The sequence below is a fragment of the Pseudomonas sp. SO81 genome, assembly GCF_030374125.1.
Taxonomy (GTDB): Bacteria; Pseudomonadota; Gammaproteobacteria; order Pseudomonadales; family Pseudomonadaceae; genus Aquipseudomonas.
This window is the reverse complement of record NZ_CP126126.1, coordinates 2,999,319-3,014,628: the sequence shown is the minus strand read 5'-3', so window position 1 is coordinate 3,014,628 and position 15,310 is coordinate 2,999,319. Positions and strand designations below refer to the sequence as shown.

12 protein-coding genes are annotated in these 15,310 nt (G+C 58.3%); 4 read left to right on the top strand and 8 right to left on the bottom strand.

From position 1 onward, the window contains the following. Nucleotides 1-48 precede the first annotated feature (48 nt). The 8 genes from OH686_RS14095 to wecB all read right to left on the bottom strand — a co-directional run bounded on the left by OH686_RS14095 (nucleotide 49) and on the right by wecB (nucleotide 11,599). Entirely contained in the window at nucleotides 49-1,863 is a 1,815-nt protein-coding gene (locus tag OH686_RS14095) for an ABC transporter ATP-binding protein (RefSeq protein ID WP_289533387.1), read from the bottom strand. Further along, nucleotides 1,851-2,483 carry an adenylyl-sulfate kinase gene (cysC, locus tag OH686_RS14090; protein ID WP_289533386.1) on the bottom strand — a complete coding sequence of 211 codons (633 nt, stop codon included), beginning with the start codon at nucleotides 2,481-2,483 and terminating at the stop codon, nucleotides 1,851-1,853. Before cysC ends, OH686_RS14095 begins: the two co-directional genes overlap by 13 nt. Nucleotides 2,484-2,485: 2 nt before the next feature. After that, entirely contained in the window at nucleotides 2,486-4,426 is a 1,941-nt protein-coding gene (locus tag OH686_RS14085) for a heparinase II/III domain-containing protein (RefSeq protein WP_289533385.1), read from the bottom strand. 36 nt (nucleotides 4,427-4,462) lie between these two features. Next, on the bottom strand, nucleotides 4,463-5,212 hold the full coding sequence (locus tag OH686_RS14080) for a hypothetical protein (RefSeq protein ID WP_289533384.1): 750 nt from the start codon (nucleotides 5,210-5,212) through the stop codon (nucleotides 4,463-4,465). Nucleotides 5,213-5,320: 108 nt separating this feature from the next. Continuing rightward, a complete protein-coding gene (locus tag OH686_RS14075) occupies nucleotides 5,321-6,250 on the bottom strand; it encodes a hypothetical protein (RefSeq protein ID WP_289533383.1) in 930 nt (309 codons plus the stop codon). Next, a complete protein-coding gene (locus OH686_RS14070; RefSeq protein ID WP_289533382.1) occupies nucleotides 6,247-9,111 on the bottom strand; it encodes a glycosyltransferase family 4 protein in 2,865 nt (954 codons plus the stop codon). The genes OH686_RS14075 and OH686_RS14070 overlap by 4 nt, the downstream gene beginning before the upstream one ends. Before the next feature lie 86 nt (nucleotides 9,112-9,197). Further along, nucleotides 9,198-10,466: a UDP-N-acetyl-D-mannosamine dehydrogenase gene (wecC, locus tag OH686_RS14065; protein WP_289538980.1), complete on the bottom strand. Its 1,269-nt coding sequence runs from the start codon at nucleotides 10,464-10,466 to the stop codon at nucleotides 9,198-9,200. Continuing rightward, a complete protein-coding gene (gene wecB / locus OH686_RS14060) occupies nucleotides 10,466-11,599 on the bottom strand; it encodes a non-hydrolyzing UDP-N-acetylglucosamine 2-epimerase (protein ID WP_289533381.1) in 1,134 nt (377 codons plus the stop codon). Before wecB ends, wecC begins: the two co-directional genes overlap by 1 nt. A gap of 348 nt (nucleotides 11,600-11,947) precedes the next feature. On the opposite strand from wecB, the gene rfbB reads away from it, so the two are divergent. Genes rfbB through rfbD form a run of 4 tightly spaced genes read left to right on the top strand, consistent with a single transcriptional unit; the run spans nucleotide 11,948 to nucleotide 15,286 of the window. Next, a complete protein-coding gene (gene rfbB, locus OH686_RS14055) occupies nucleotides 11,948-13,012 on the top strand; it encodes a dTDP-glucose 4,6-dehydratase (protein ID WP_289533380.1) in 1,065 nt (354 codons plus the stop codon). Beyond that, nucleotides 13,009-13,881: a glucose-1-phosphate thymidylyltransferase RfbA gene (gene rfbA / locus OH686_RS14050; RefSeq protein ID WP_289533378.1), complete on the top strand. Its 873-nt coding sequence runs from the start codon at nucleotides 13,009-13,011 to the stop codon at nucleotides 13,879-13,881. Before rfbB ends, rfbA begins: the two co-directional genes overlap by 4 nt. Further along, nucleotides 13,878-14,423 (top strand): dTDP-4-dehydrorhamnose 3,5-epimerase, encoded by a 546-nt coding sequence (rfbC, locus tag OH686_RS14045; RefSeq protein ID WP_289533377.1) that lies wholly within the window; start codon nucleotides 13,878-13,880, stop codon nucleotides 14,421-14,423. The genes rfbA and rfbC overlap by 4 nt, the downstream gene beginning before the upstream one ends. Beyond that, entirely contained in the window at nucleotides 14,420-15,286 is an 867-nt protein-coding gene (gene rfbD / locus OH686_RS14040; RefSeq protein ID WP_289533375.1) for a dTDP-4-dehydrorhamnose reductase, read from the top strand. Before rfbC ends, rfbD begins: the two co-directional genes overlap by 4 nt. The last annotated feature ends 24 nt before the right edge of the window (nucleotides 15,287-15,310 follow it).

The window sequence follows — 15,310 nt, the reverse complement described above, 5'->3', positions numbered from 1 at the left end:
ATCGCCATGGTCAAAATTCACAAAATCCTGCTAACTAAAATCGTTCCGTTAGCGCTCCAGCGCTTCGAGAGTGCCATGGAGCTCTCCGAGCAAGGCGAACGCGGCGAGGTAGTCCCAGCGAGCGCAGCGTTCTTCGAAGGCGAAGGCCAGAGCTGCCAGCCGCACCTGCAAAGAAGACAGGGATCTCAGCTCCTCGGTGGTCTCGCAGACCCGAGCAAATGCCTGGTCCAAACGCTCCAACCCCAGTTCAAGCGGCCAGCCGCTACCGACAGGTTCTAGGGTGCAACATTCCCATCTGAGTGCTCTAGGAACTCCCTCAAGTACATAGATGTTGTCGAGCGTGATCTCGGGATTATGCAGGCGCAATGGAAGAGACCCGAGCGAGCTCTGCAAGCGCATAGGATCAGCAGCCAAGGCATTCACCAACTGGCGGGTATCAGCATCTAGCCAACGCGAAAAGGCCTGGCAACGCGCCCATAGCTCCGGATTACAGCGAGAAACCAGGCTGTCGGACTCCCGCGCAACTAGCTGCTCCTTTGAAACCGGCCAGCTGCAAGAGTCGATAAGCGCCTGCTCGCGGCATGCATAGAGGGCTTGGACATCCGCCGGGTGACGTGCCTGTTCCGCCCACTCATAAAGATGTGCAGCGAAACCGCCTCGCTCGATAACCGCCCGCAATCTGATTGCAGCCTCACCTTGGTACGACGTCAGCAAGGCGGCAGTGCTGCTCACTCGCTTAGCTACTTTGCGATTGAACATCTTGAAGAGGAAGTGCTCAGCGCGCTGCCCAGCTCCAGCGCACGTCAAGTGCAGCGCCAGTTCGCCTTTACGCCCCGCATCCAGTTGCTCAACAAGGGGCTTGTGGCAACTTACACCCGCCGAGGCCAGAGCCTCCCGCATCCAAGCCGAGCAGTGCACAGGATCGACCACACCCCAGAACGGGGGAGTGCCTGGTGCGCTGCGCTTCTGAACCAACTCGCCAACGTCGCCCTCAAGAATCCCGGAAGGCTCATCGGATCGCTCAAACAAGTCCCCGGAAAGCTCATCATCGAGCTCATCCTGCATAGGCAATCCACCAAGCAGCCGAAGCGCATGCTCGCGATGGCCATATAGCCGCTCGACACTCTTCAGCGCCATCGCCAGCCGGCTGAACATCTGTCGACACAACAGCAGCGTCAGGATGCCCAGCCAAAGCCCTTTGCTATCACCATAAAGAAAGCATGCGACCAAAAAGCCGAACACCAGCAAAAAACCACAAGCGGACAGCACGTCGATAACGCGGCGAAACTGCGTGACCGCCCCCTCGAGCAGGGCCGGCAACCATCCCAGCAACAACGCCCCGATCAGAAACACCGCCAGGAAATACCCCAGCACCACGACCAGCAGTTGGGCATTGAAGACGGCTAGAAAAACCAGCACGCAGAGGGCAAATATAGAGCCGCTGGCCACCATGATCACGCCTTGGTAGAAGCTCTGGGCGATCTTCCTCTGGCGGCTAAGTCCCTCCCCTTCCTGCGGCTGCTGAATTAGCCGTTCACTACCAACTCGCGCCAGGGTCGCACCGATGAAGTCCATCAACAGATGCATCAGGTACAGCAGCACCGCGATGGCGCCTAGCAACAGAATCAGTCGCTCACGCTCTATACCGGCCAAGAATTGGGGAAAGTAGTGCGGCACGCTGGGCGAGCCGAGCAGGATCATTACCTTCAATGGCAATAAGAAAGCCACAATCTGAAAGAGCTGCGAGCACAGCGATGCCAGAATTGAAGCCAGTGCCTGCAGAGGAGCCAGTCTTAGCAAACGGCCAATGAAGCAGGAGAGCCAGGTCAGTACTGCGGAGCATCCAGCAATCAAGATGACCACCGCTCGGGGAACACTTTTTCAAGCAACTGCAGAACTAACGTATCAACATCGTGAACGGCAGTATCTAATACCACCTCCGGGCTGTCCGGAGCCTCGTAGGGGCTGTCGATACCGGTGAAATCGGAGATCTTGCCATCACGAGCCATGCGATATAGCCCCTTGGGATCACGTGCCTCACACACCGCCAGTGATGTCTGCAGATAGACCTCATGAAACTGCGCTACACCAAACAACTGACGGGCACGAGCACGATCCTCGCGGAAGGGCGAGATGAAGGCGGCGATTACTACCAGCCCGGCATCAACCATCAACTTAGCCGTCTCGGCCACTCGGCGAATGTTTTCATTGCGATCGGCCGCGCTCATGCCCAGGTCTTTACATAGGCCATGCCGCACATTGTCGCCATCCAGCAGCATGGTGTGCATACCAGCAAGCTGCAACGCGACCTCTAGCGCATTGGCCAGGGTCGACTTGCCTGAACCCGATAGACCAGTGAACCAGATGCATCGCGGTTGCTGATCCAGACTCTGGGCACGCACCTGCGGCGTAACGCTGGTGTGATTCCAGACTACGAACGATGCACTCTCGTTCGGCTTCACTTCATAGGGAGGCTTGGCCACACTCAGACCTTAAACATAAGCAAAAAGCGAGATTGTATACGGCGCAGTATCGTGGCGATCCCCTTTGATCGGCGAGGCCCGACAGAACTGGAATCGCTGCCCTCGTCGCGCTGATGCGAATACTCCACTACCAGTTCACCATCAGCTGGCCTGGCGAAATCCAGGCGATGCGATCTATGCAGATCTCGCCAACCCAGATGTATCTGTCGGCCGGACGCCTTGGCGCGCGAGTGCGCGCTATCCACGACCACCCCTTCGACGAAGCTGAACAAGGTAGCAAAGTTTCCTGAAGCCGCCGCGGTCTGCTCATAGCAGAAGGCAGAGTTGGGTAGCAATTGTCGTTCCGCAGGTGACCACCAACCCTGCATAAGCGGTTCGCTTTCCCCTCTATAAGTTCTGGAAGCAACGCTACCGGGCAACAACGCAGCTATCTGCATGCGCTGCCCAGTTTTATCGGACACCGCCTGATAGCCATCCTGCTGCGCCTCGAGCTGCCAGTCCTCGGCCAGGTGGAACCACTGTCGAACATCATGTGGCTTGTTCTGATTGTCATGAAACCAGTCAAACACGATCAGCCACTGCCCTGGCATCAGTAGCAGCAGACGTGCATGACGATTGCCCTTGAAATGGCGACACTCGGTTTCCATCGCCACCAGTCCACATGGCAGTTCCAGGCTGCGCCCCAGCGCAACGCCATAAGGCTTGATGCCCTTGCGCGGATAGTTTTTGCCATCGAACTCCAGGCAGTTGTGCGCTCGGGTGGACTCGCAGTAGACGCGTTTGGGGTCTGAGTACCAGTGCCCGTCAAGCCATAGCTCAGAGCCTTGTTCGGTTTTGCCCAGATAACCGTAGCGACCGGCGTCGATCAGTATCTCTCCGCCACGGTCATACCAGAAGAACGACAAATCATCGGCATGCTTGTGGGTTCGCGAGTGGAAAGCCGCTGCCTGCGCTAGATAGGTGGCCTGCTCGGAGAACTCTGCCACATGCTGCCGGTAAACAAAGTAACCACTCTGCTCGAAGCGCTTGAGTCCCACACCAGGGTTTTCCCCGATCTCACCAGCAGAAGCTTGCCAGCGCATTTCTGCTGTACACCACTTCTGCTCGGCATGCTCGGCCGTTCGGGAAACATCTCGGTAATCCGAATCGCCAAAGTTAACCAGGCGTCGATTGGGCAGCACGAACCACGCCAGAGCGCGCTCCACTCGCAGAGATAGCTCGACCAAGCCTGGATCTTCCACCAGACCGCTACCGATCAGGCCACTGAGAGTGTCATAGACCATGCGGTGATAATCCGGCGAGTGCTCGCGATGCACACCATCGGCAGCAAACTGCTGCTCCAGCATCAGGCGTAATCGCATCTCACCCTGTGCATGGGCTTCGGCCATAAGCGGTGACTGGCCGCGGAAACGCCGCCCCATAGCCAATTGCCCAGCCACTTGGAAGTAGCCATGGTTGTTATGGAAGGCAATATTGGCGTCGTCAGCCAGGGAAGCCTGATGAGCAAGCAAGGTCTGCCAAAGCAGAGCATCTTCCTCTGCCGACAGGATTCCGATCTCCCGAGCAGCATCGAGCAGATAAGCCAGGCGGTATGCACGCATCCCTACCGCCATGTCATACCAAGCAAACGGCGTGTCCTCTTTGGCACTAGCGACGTCACCGTAACGGGTAGACCAGTCCAAGGCGATTCGCACACAGAGAGCAAGCAGCTCCGGCTGCTGCTCGGCCGAATAGCTGGCCAGCAGAACATCAAGCATATCCCAGCAATGGATATAGAAATTCCAGGATCGCTGCGTGCTATCGCATAAAGCCCAAGGGATCTCCTGTTCAAGCCTGATCCTGGGATAGTCTCGACGCGACCATCCCATTTCCAGCATTTCCCGCGCCCGCAAATGCAAATTACTCAGGGCGATGCTGGTCAGTAACTCATATCCCTGCATCATTGAAGCTCCGGTTTGTCGCCTCACGATAGCCCAACATCAGAAGTCATACCCAGCCAGCTCCAGAACCTGCCCACATTTGCTACGAATGAGATCAAGAGTCGATGGAGCAAATATGTCGACAGGAGATAAATGACTGGCATTCTTCTTCAAGAATGGAAAATCTGTCATATCAGGCTCTCCCACTAGAGGAGCCAACACACTAAATACATCATCGCGCAGGCTCTCGTAGCGCATTACCTTATTTACGAGACTACGACCTTCCCACGCATAGAAATTGCAATTCAACAGCCCCGCGAAGCCATCGCTCTCGAGAAACTCAACTGCACGTCTATTTATATCATTCAAGTCGAGCTCGCACGCACCGCTAACATTATAAGAAGCGTTGTCATACAGCAAATAGGACAAAACCCAGCTATACGGGTGCCGCTCAATAGAGAAGGAGTAAAAATCTTCCCAACGATATCCATGCCGCTCCAAGACGGATTTAACCTTGTGCGCCGGCATGTGATTCACATATATGCGCTTCGTCGACTCGATAAATTTCAACGCTTCATCAAACTTTCCAGCCTGACACAATGCAACATACCGACTCTCAGCATCGCGACTAACCGCGTAGTTCCTACTAGGCCACCCTCGCTCCGCACACCACTTTTCATCCCTGGGCGTCAGCTGTGTAACAACATCAGCCGCCCCCGAAAAACGCCGCAGAAACGCCTCAACGGAAGTACTCGCAGTCTTACGCGTCTTAATAAAAATGAATTTGTGTTCAAAATTAATAATTGTCATTATCTTGACCTGTCGAACAAACACCAGCCTTGTGGCATTAATAGCAGTCTATATCCACAGCGCAGCAACCTTTGCTCCTTTCGGGGAAGCCAGATTATCCTGTGGTAACTAGTTCGAAAAACACTCTTTCATGGCCACAAGCACCATATTGAATTCAGCCTGATCAACTTGGGGAGCATCGGCCGGAAAATAGCGCACGCTGTCAATCTTCGCCCGATCCAGAGCTAATATGGCTTCCGGTGTAGCCCGTGCAGCCAGAATACCGAGCACCGCATGCTTGGCGCCGGAGGCTTGCACCAGCAGGTTTGACCAAGCGCACTTTTCTTCGATACTGTTTATCTCCGCATTCAATTGCCGCATAACCTCGACGGCAGCATCCGAAACACTCTCATTATGTCTGCTTCGCAGAGAGCCGGAATCAATCGAGAGTTCAGTGCAGTATTGAATTACTTGCGACACTTTAACTTCTTCGTAACGCATAACCCGTACAGGTGCCTGAAAGCCAGCACTGACGTCTTGAATCAAAGAGCCGGAATCCAGTAACCGCTTTACCGGCTCCAGCTCTCGAAAAACGTCGATTGGCAAACTATTCTGATAGTGAGGCTTGCCCTTTACCGGCTGATTGATCACTGCCTGCTTGTAGTAGGATTTCAGCCAATCACTCTCTCGACGCAGCACCATGCATATTTCTAGCTCACCATGTACACGCAGCAGCTCGGCCAACTGCCGATTCTGCTCCATGCCATGGTGATAGAAGTCATTTGATAACGCTTCATTGGAAATCACGATACGGCTAGCGGCCTTGTAGCCCCGCTCGCTGCCGATATCGTGGCCCTGCCCCTTTCGCACCAAATCGAGTACGAAGTTGTGCTTGGGATCATCTTCTCGGTGCACTTGCGCCGGATACAGCACCCCCTGTCGCAACAGAGCCTCGCGCGACTGATAAAGAGCTTGCTGCAAGGCTGTGGAGCCCGTCTTGGGCAGGCCAATATGAAGGATGATTTTCTTCTTGCTGGGCGCACGGAAGAGCATTGTCATCGCCCCATCACGGCACGCTCGACAGCCTGCCGGTAACTGAGTGCAGCTCGCTGCGAGCCATAGTGTTGAGCCACTGCGTTACGCAGGCACTGTCGCGAATAAGGCGTCCGCAACACCGTGCTCAGGGCCTCGATCAGCTCAGGCAGCCCGTCATCGCCCTCCACACCGACACCTATGGAAGTACCCAGCTCGGCCTGGATTTCTCTCAGGGTAGGAGCAAAGCCCACCACCGGAACTCCACAGGCCAGTGCCTCCAGATAAACAATGCCGAAGGACTCGCTAGTACTAGGCACGCACAGCAGCGAGGAACGAGATAGTTCGTCAGCAATGCAGGCCGGCGTGCACGCCCCCAAGAAGCGGATTGAATTGGATGCAGCACTGGACTTGGCCTGCCGTTCCAGTTCGGCGCGCGCCTCACCCTCGCCAATAACCACCAGCTCAACACCAAGAGAAGCCACTGCGTCGATCAACAGGTCAACACGCTTCAGTGCGATCAACGAGCCTACGAAGACAATTCGGTCACCGGTGCTCGCCGCTTGCAACGGCTCAGCGAGGAAATCACGAGCAACAGCATTGGGCACTACCGTCGGCACCCTCTTGTATTGAAAACCCAAAGTCTCGCCTTCAGCCGCGCAGTGCGCGCTCGGGACGATCAGCTCTGTGAGGCTATGCAGTGCGTGCTGAAGCCTTTCCCGCGTCTGCGCCACCTTATCGAGGTCCGCTCGAGCAGCCACAGCAGTCCAGGAATGAATAGCTCCTACTGCCGGCACGCTGCCGCACAGCTGCGCATGCCAATAAGCCCAGCGGTGGGCTATATGAAAGAACAGCACGCAGTCAATTCGCTCACGCTGCAGCAAGTGGCAATACCAATCACGCTCTTCGGCCAGGTTCGCGGGTGGCGTGAATACTTGCAGCCCTGTGGGTAACTCGGAGCCGGACTGGCCCGACCAATTATTGGCCAACACACCCACCAACTCGATAGAGCTCTCGTCCCGCTCGGCCAGCCACTGCTCCAGCACTACCTTATGAATGCTGGCGACACCACCACCGGTGCCGCCACCCCATTCAGGTGGCAGGGAACCTACCGATAAAACACGGATGACTGGCTTACAGATAGGCTGGCTGACCCGTAGTACACCGCAAGTGTCGTAGAAATCAGCAAGCGGCCGAATCACCTGATTCCATTGGCTCTGCCGGGCAACCTGGGCAGAGGCCTTGTCAGCCAAGTGCAGACGTAAAGCAGGACTCTCCGCCAGGCGGATCATGGCCTCTGCCAGGGAGCCTGCATCACCGGCCTTGTGCAACAGCGCAGTCTCGCCTTGTTCGAAGATCTCGCCCAAGGCATCTACATCAGAGACAACCAGCGGCACGCGCATGGCCATTGCTTCGAAGGGCTTGAGTGGGGACACCAGCTTGCACACAGTGTAGGGCTTGCGTGGCAAGGCTATGGTACTGAGCAACGAGAAGTAGCGGGTAACCTCGGTATGAGCGACGCGACCGGTGAACGTGACTTGGCCGGAGACGCCCAAGCGCTGAGCCTGCTCGCGCAAATTGACCAGCTCATCGCCATCGCCCACTACCAGCAGCCGACTGTCGGGCACACGCCTAAGCAGCGCCGGCATGGCAGCGATCAGATCATCCAGCCCCTCGTACTTGACTACCGAGCCGACATACCCGCAAACGAAGGTGTCCGGCCCCAGGCCAAGCTGATGAGCCAACACCTGATCTGGCTCCAACGGCTTGAAGAAGTCGAGATTGACCGCATTGGGCAACAGCTCAATGCGCTCCTCAGCCACGCCACGGCGTACCAGCTCTGCAGCCAATGCTTTGGTCAAGGTGAAGACTCGATCAGCATGCGCGGCCGCATGGGTCTCCAGCATACGATCCAGAGCGAAGCGCTCGGTCTGCTCCCAGCCCGTCTTCTTAGACGCTGCGGTGTACTCCCAAAGCCCGCGCACCTCATAGCAGAACGGCAAACCCAGACGTCGCGCGACAAGCAGCGCGGGCAGGGCTGCTTCGTAGTTGGAGGCGGCATGGATGACCGTCGGGCGCAGGCGTCGTGCTGCTTCCTCAAGCACATCTGCCGCCTGGAGCAGGTACTGGTCGTACTGCACCTCTCGACGATGGAACCCGGGTAGGCGCTCATAGGGCACACCGTCGATGACATTGAGCACCGGGGCATCCGCGTTTCGCGTGTCCGGGCGATCTGCCGGGTAACCAGGGCGAGTCACGCAATGCACTGCCCAGCCCTGCGCCTTGAGCGACTCGAGCAGGTGATGCGTGCGGGTGGTGTAGCCAGTGGTGTGATAAGGCCTGGAGCTGGAAGCCACATAGAGAATGCATTGCGGCTCGGCAACGTAGTCGCCGGGCGCAATCGCACTCGGTATTTCCGGCAGGCTATCGAGCAGTCGCTGCGCGCCACGAATCTGTAGCGCTTTCTCCTGCTCCGGCAGGCTCAGGGCCGCCTCCGGCAGCGTTTCCAACAGTGCACTCGACTCTCGAATGAAGCCGGCGTCCCAGAGCGTCATGCAGTTACGTCGGCGGTTTTCCAACGAGTCGTCCAGACACAGGGAGTCTCGGGCCAGGGAAGCCGCGCTAAGCACGTCGCAAGCCAGCTCCCTGCGAGCTAGCACTCGGTAAGCCTTGGCCTGACCTTCCTTCTCCAAAGCCTCGCTCAGAGCACGAGCAGCTCCTATCCCAAAGGCCTCATAGGCATTGAGCACTGCCCGATAACGCCAAGCAGATAGCCGCCCAATGCGGCGGATGCCGCGAAGAACAGAGGCAGGAAGATATTTCTTGGCTCGCCAGCGAAAGGCCCAGTACAGCCGCAGGTACAACTTTTTTGGTGACAGGCCCAGCATAAAGGCTCCCCGCTCGATGATCCTTGCTTAAGAGAGAGTTAGGCGTATGGTTCGAGCCCGCCACCAGCGGGCCCAAACGCTGAGCCTCAGCCCCAGATGCCCTTGGTGTCGATGAGGCACTGCCCCGCCGAAAGCTCCGGTTTGGCCGCACGGAAGGGGGCGTGATCAACGAGAAGTACGATGATATTGGCGCTCGCCAATGCCTCTTCCCGACTAACCAGCTGCACGCCTGCAGCCTGCAGCTTGCCCGGCAGGCTGGTGATGTTGGGCTCGACAGCCACGAGGCGAGCGGCGAACTGCTCGGCCAGGGCCAAGGTGATACCCATCGCGGGACTTTCACGCAGGTCATCGATGTCAGGCTTGAAGGCCAGGCCGAAGCAGGCAATGGATACATTGGCCGCAGTCTTGGTCGGGTTCGCCTGCAGATAGTCGGCGACCGCCAGCTTGACCTTGTCGATCACCCATTGCGGCTTACCGTCATTGACTTCGCGGGCGGTGCGGATCAGGCGGGCCTGCTCAGGTGCCTGACTGACGATGAACCAGGGATCGACCGCGATGCAATGGCCGCCTACGCCTGGGCCAGGTTGCAGAATGCTCACGCGCGGGTGGCGGTTGGCCAGGCGCACCAGTTCCCAGACGTTGATACCGAGCTTGTCGCAGATGATCGACAGCTCGTTGGCAAAGGCGATGTTCACGTCGCGGAAACTGTTTTCGGTCAGCTTGCACATCTCGGCGGTCCTCGCGTCGGTGATGATGCACTCACCCTCTACGAATGTCTTGTAGAGCGCCACCGCGGCTTCGGAGCACCTACGGGTCATGCCGCCGACGATACGGTCGTTATCCACCAGCTCGCGCAGGACGTGCCCCGGCAGCACACGCTCGGGGCAGTGCGCGATACGGATGTCGGAAGCCTCTCCCTTGGCCTGCGGGAAGCTCAGATCCGGGCGCGCCTCGGCCAGCCAAGCTGCCATGGCCTCGGTAGTGCCGACTGGCGAAGTGGATTCGAGGATCACTAGGTTGCCCTTGGCCAGCACAGGGGCGATGGCCTTGCTGGCCGCCTCGATGTAGGCCAGGTCCGGCTCATGATTGCCCTTGAAGGGGGTCGGCACTGCAATCAGGAAGGCATCGGCAGGTTCGGGCTTGCTAGTAGCCCACAGGTAACCTTCGGTGACGGCGGCATGCACCAGCATGTCCAAGTCCGGTTCGACGATATGGATTTCACCACGATTGATAGTGGCGACCGCATGTTCGTTGACATCCACGCCGATGACTTTCTTCTTGCGCGATGCGAATACGGCGGCAGTAGGTAGACCGATATAGCCCAGGCCCACGACGGAAACGGTATTGAACATAATCACTTCTTCTTGAGTTGAGAAAGGCTTTCGAGAATGCGCTGACAGGCTTTGCCGTCCCCGTAGGGATTATGGGCGAAACTCATCCGGCGATAGGCATCCTCATCGTTCAGTAGGGTGGCGATGGCCGAGGTAATGGCAGTTACGTCAGTGCCGACCAACTTGACCGTGCCGGCCTCAACCGCCTCTGGGCGCTCGGTGGTGTCACGCATCACCAGCACCGGCTTGCCCAGTGATGGGGCCTCTTCCTGAATACCGCCGGAGTCGGTGAGGATCAGGTAGGACTGGTTCATCAGGTAGACGAAAGGCAGGTAGTCGAGCGGCTCGATCAGGTGGATGTTGTCCACTCCGGCCAGCAGGCGGTTTACCGGCTCGCGAACGTTGGGGTTGAGGTGAACCGGGTACACGATGTCGATGTCCGGAAAGCGACGGGCAGTCTCCACCAGGGCCTGGCAGATTCGCTCGAAGCCGCCACCGAAGCTCTCCCGTCGATGCCCAGTCACCAGCACCAGCCTGCGCTCCGGGTACAGGAAGGGGAAACGGGAAGCAAACTGGGCCTGCAACTGGGGATCTGCATCCAGTTTGGCCACCACTTGCAGCAGTGCATCGATCACCGTATTGCCGGTAATGACGATGCTCGCCGGATCGACCCCCTCCCTACGCAGATTACCGCCGGAGGTCTCGGTCGGAGCAAAGTGCAAGGAAGCCAGCGCACCGGTGAGCTTGCGGTTGCCCTCTTCGGGCCAGGGTGAGTAGATGTTGCCAGTGCGCAGCCCGGCCTCGACATGCGCCACAGGGATCTGCTGGTAGTAGGCCGCCACACTGGCGGCAAAGGTGGTGGCCGTATCGCCGTGAACCAGCACCACATTCGGCCTATAGCTGGACAGAACCTCGCGCATACCGAGCAGGATACCGCTAGTGACATCGGTAAGGTCCTGTCCCGGCTTCATGATGTTGAGATCGAAATCCGGCACTAGATCGAACAGTTTGAGCACCTGGTCGAGCATCTGCCGATGCTGGCCGGTTACGCAGACCCTGGATTCGAATCGCTCATCCTGCTGCAGAGCCAGAACCAGCGGAGCCATCTTGATGGCCTCGGGGCGAGTACCAAAAACACACAGTGCACGAAGTTGCATTACGAAATCCTATCTACAGAGCCACAAGAAACTGCAGCCCGCTCCAGCGCGCCCGGACGAGTCCTGAACAAGGAGGGAAAAATGAACGAAAGGGCCTCATCCGCGACCTTTACCCTGCTGCCACGGCAATAACCCTAATAGCAATGGGCCATTTTACGACATTAATGCGGCGTAGACATCCGGCGTATCTTGTATACGCATTATCCAAGGGGTATTAGCTCAATTCTAGCAACCCTAGGAACAGCCTCATACCCGCTCGGCCCTCCCTGAGACGCTCAACTCTCCGCTCGCGGCATTGCCATTTGTCGGCTCAACCGCCAACCTTTGCTAACGGAAGGGAGGATCATCATGCGCATACTGGTTAGCGGCGGCGCCGGCTTCATCGGCTCAGCTTTAATTCGCTACTTGCTGAGCGATACCGAACACGAGGTTCTCAACCTCGACAAGTTAACCTATGCCGGTAATCTGGAATCGCTGGCGTCAGTGGAAAGTTCGCCGCGCTACAGCTTTCTCCAGGCCGACATAGCGGACCAGGCCAAAGTTTCCAGAGCCCTTGCCGCCTTCGAGCCCGACGCCATCATGCACCTGGCTGCCGAATCCCATGTCGACCGCTCCATCGATGGCCCGTCCGCATTTATCCAGACCAATGTCGTTGGCACCTACGCGCTGCTCGAAGCCACACGTGCCTACTGGTCGAAGCTGCCAAATGCCCGCCAGCAGGCGTTCCGCTTTCATCACATATCCACCGACGAGGTATACGGCGACCTCCACGACGTAGACGAACTCTTCACCGAGAACACGCCCTACGCCCCCAGTTCACCCTATTCGGCAAGTAAGGCAGCCTCAGATCACTTGGTGCGAGCTTGGCATCGTACCTATGGCCTGCCGGCACTATTAACCAACTGCTCGAACAATTATGGTCCCTTCCACTTCCCAGAGAAGTTAATCCCGCTGGTGATCCTCAATGCACTGGAGGGCAAGCTATTACCAGTCTATGGCGACGGCTCCCAGATACGCGATTGGCTATTCGTCGAAGATCACGCCCGCGCCCTACTCAAGGTCGTGACAGAAGGCAGAGTCGGAGAGACCTACAACATCGGCGGCCACAACGAGCAGAAAAACATCGAGGTAGTCCGCGCCATATGCGCCCTGCTGGAAGAACTGGCACCGAACAAACCCGCAGGCTTGGCACGTTATGAGGATCTGATCACCTTCGTCAAAGATCGCCCCGGCCACGATCAGCGCTACGCCATCGATGCCAGCAAGATCCAGCGCGAATTGGGCTGGGTACCCAAGGAAACCTTTACCAGCGGCCTACGTAAGACCGTGCAGTGGTACCTGGATAACCTCGATTGGTGCCGTCACGTGCAGGACGGCAGCTATCAACGTGAGCGACTGGGAGCCAGCGCATGAAAGGAATCATCCTGGCAGGCGGATCCGGCACCCGCCTGCACCCGATAACCCTGGGCGTATCCAAGCAACTGCTGCCGATCTACGACAAGCCGATGATCTACTACCCGATCTCAGTGCTGATGCTGGCCGGTATCCGCGAGATCTTGATCATCTCCACCCCTCACGACCTGCCCCAATTTGAAAAAATGCTTGGTGACGGCAGCCAGTTCGGCGTGCGCTTCCAGTATGCCGAGCAACCATCACCGGACGGTCTGGCCCAGGCCTTTCTGATCGGAGAGCAGTTCATCGGCAGGGACCCGGTATGCCTGATTCTCGGCGACAACATCTTCCACGGCCAGCACTTCACCGAGAAGCTGCTGAAAGCGGTGGCAGAGCCCCACGGCGCTACCATTTTCGGCTATTGGGTACGCGATCCTGAACGCTTTGGTGTTGTCGAGTTCGACCAAGGAGGGCGTGCGCTCTCCATCGAGGAAAAGCCCAAGCAACCGAAGTCCAGCTACGCCGTCACCGGCCTGTACTTCTACGACAACGACGTGATCGAGATCGCCAAGGCGGTCAAACCGTCACCGCGCGGCGAGCTGGAAATCACCGACGTCAACAATGTCTACCTGCAGCGCGGCGACCTGCGCGTGGAACGCTTCGGCCGCGGCTTCGCCTGGCTCGACACCGGCACCCACGACAGCCTGCTGGAAGCCTCGCAGTACGTGCAGACCATCGAACACCGCCAGGGCCTGAAGGTCGCCTGCCTGGAAGAAATTGCCTTCCAACATGGCTGGATCGACCGCGACCAGCTGCTGGTACAGGCCAAGGCCTTCGGCAAGACCGGCTACGGCCAGTACCTCTACCAGCTGGCCGGGGAACATGCATGAACGTCATCCGTACCGAGCTACCGGAAGTACTGATCCTCGAGCCAAGGGTATTCGGCGACCAGCGCGGTTTCTTCTACGAGAGCTTCAACGCCCGCGCTTTCGCCGAGGCGACCGGCCTGCAACGCGAGTTCGTCCAGGACAACCACTCACGCTCGCAGCGCGGCGTACTGCGCGGCCTGCACTACCAGATCCAGCAGCCCCAGGGGAAACTGGTGCGGGTCAGCCACGGCGAAGTGCTGGACGTGGCGGTAGATATCCGCCGCAGCTCGCCGAACTTCGGCAAGTCGGTCACGGTGCGCCTATCGGCCGAGCACAAGCGCCAACTTTGGGTTCCAGAAGGCTTCGCCCATGGCTTCGTGGTGCTCAGCGAATACGCCGAGTTTCTCTACAAGACTACCGACTACTACGCCCCGGCCTTCGAGCGCAGCATCCGCTGGGACGATCCCGAACTGGCTATCGAATGGCAGTTCGATGGCGTTCCGCAGCTGTCGGCCAAGGACCAGGCAGGTGTCGCCTTGCGCGATGCTGAGCTGTTCCCATGAGAGTGTTGATCACGGGCCGTCACGGCCAGGTTTCCCGCGAGCTGCAGATCACTCTGAGTCAGTATGAACTGCTGGTACTGGGCCATGAACAGCTCGACATGGCCGATAGCGAAGCGATCCGCCGCCAGGTACGCGAGCTGCGCCCGGATCTGATCATAAATGCCGCGGCCCACACGGCGGTGGACCAGGCCGAAAGCGAGCCGGAACTGGCTTTTGCGATCAACGCGACCGCGCCGGGCGTGTTGGCCGAAGAAGCCGCGACGCTGGGCGTACCGCTGATCCACTACTCCACCGACTATGTGTTCGATGGCCACAAGGACGGCGCCTACAGCGAAGACGACGGCACCGCTCCATTGGGCGTTTACGGTCGCAGCAAACTGGCTGGGGAGGACGCCATCCGCGCCGTCGGCGGGCAGTACCTGATCCTGCGCACCAGTTGGGTTTATTCGCTCTATGGCAAGAATTTCCTGCTGACCATGCAACGCCTGTTGCAGGAGCGCGAAGAACTGCGTGTAGTCGCCGACCAGATTGGCGCGCCAACCTGGGCCGGCAGCATCGCCCGCGCCACCGCCGAGTTGATTGAGCATTGGCAAAACGGCCACGCCGGCCCTTGGGGCACCTATCACCTGAGCGGGCTGGGCGAGACCTCCTGGTTCGGTTTCGCCAACGCCATCGCCGATCAGTTGCGAGCCCAGGGCAAACCCTGCGCACGCCTGGAGCCGATTCCGTCCAGCGCCTACCCAACCCCGGCGCAGCGTCCGCTCAACTCGCGGCTGGACTGTTCGAGCCTACAGCGGGCCTGGAACATCCGCCTGCCGAACTGGCATGACGCACTGCTGGAATGCCTGCACAGCTCGCGCTGATGGTCTGCAGTGCATAATGCGCCT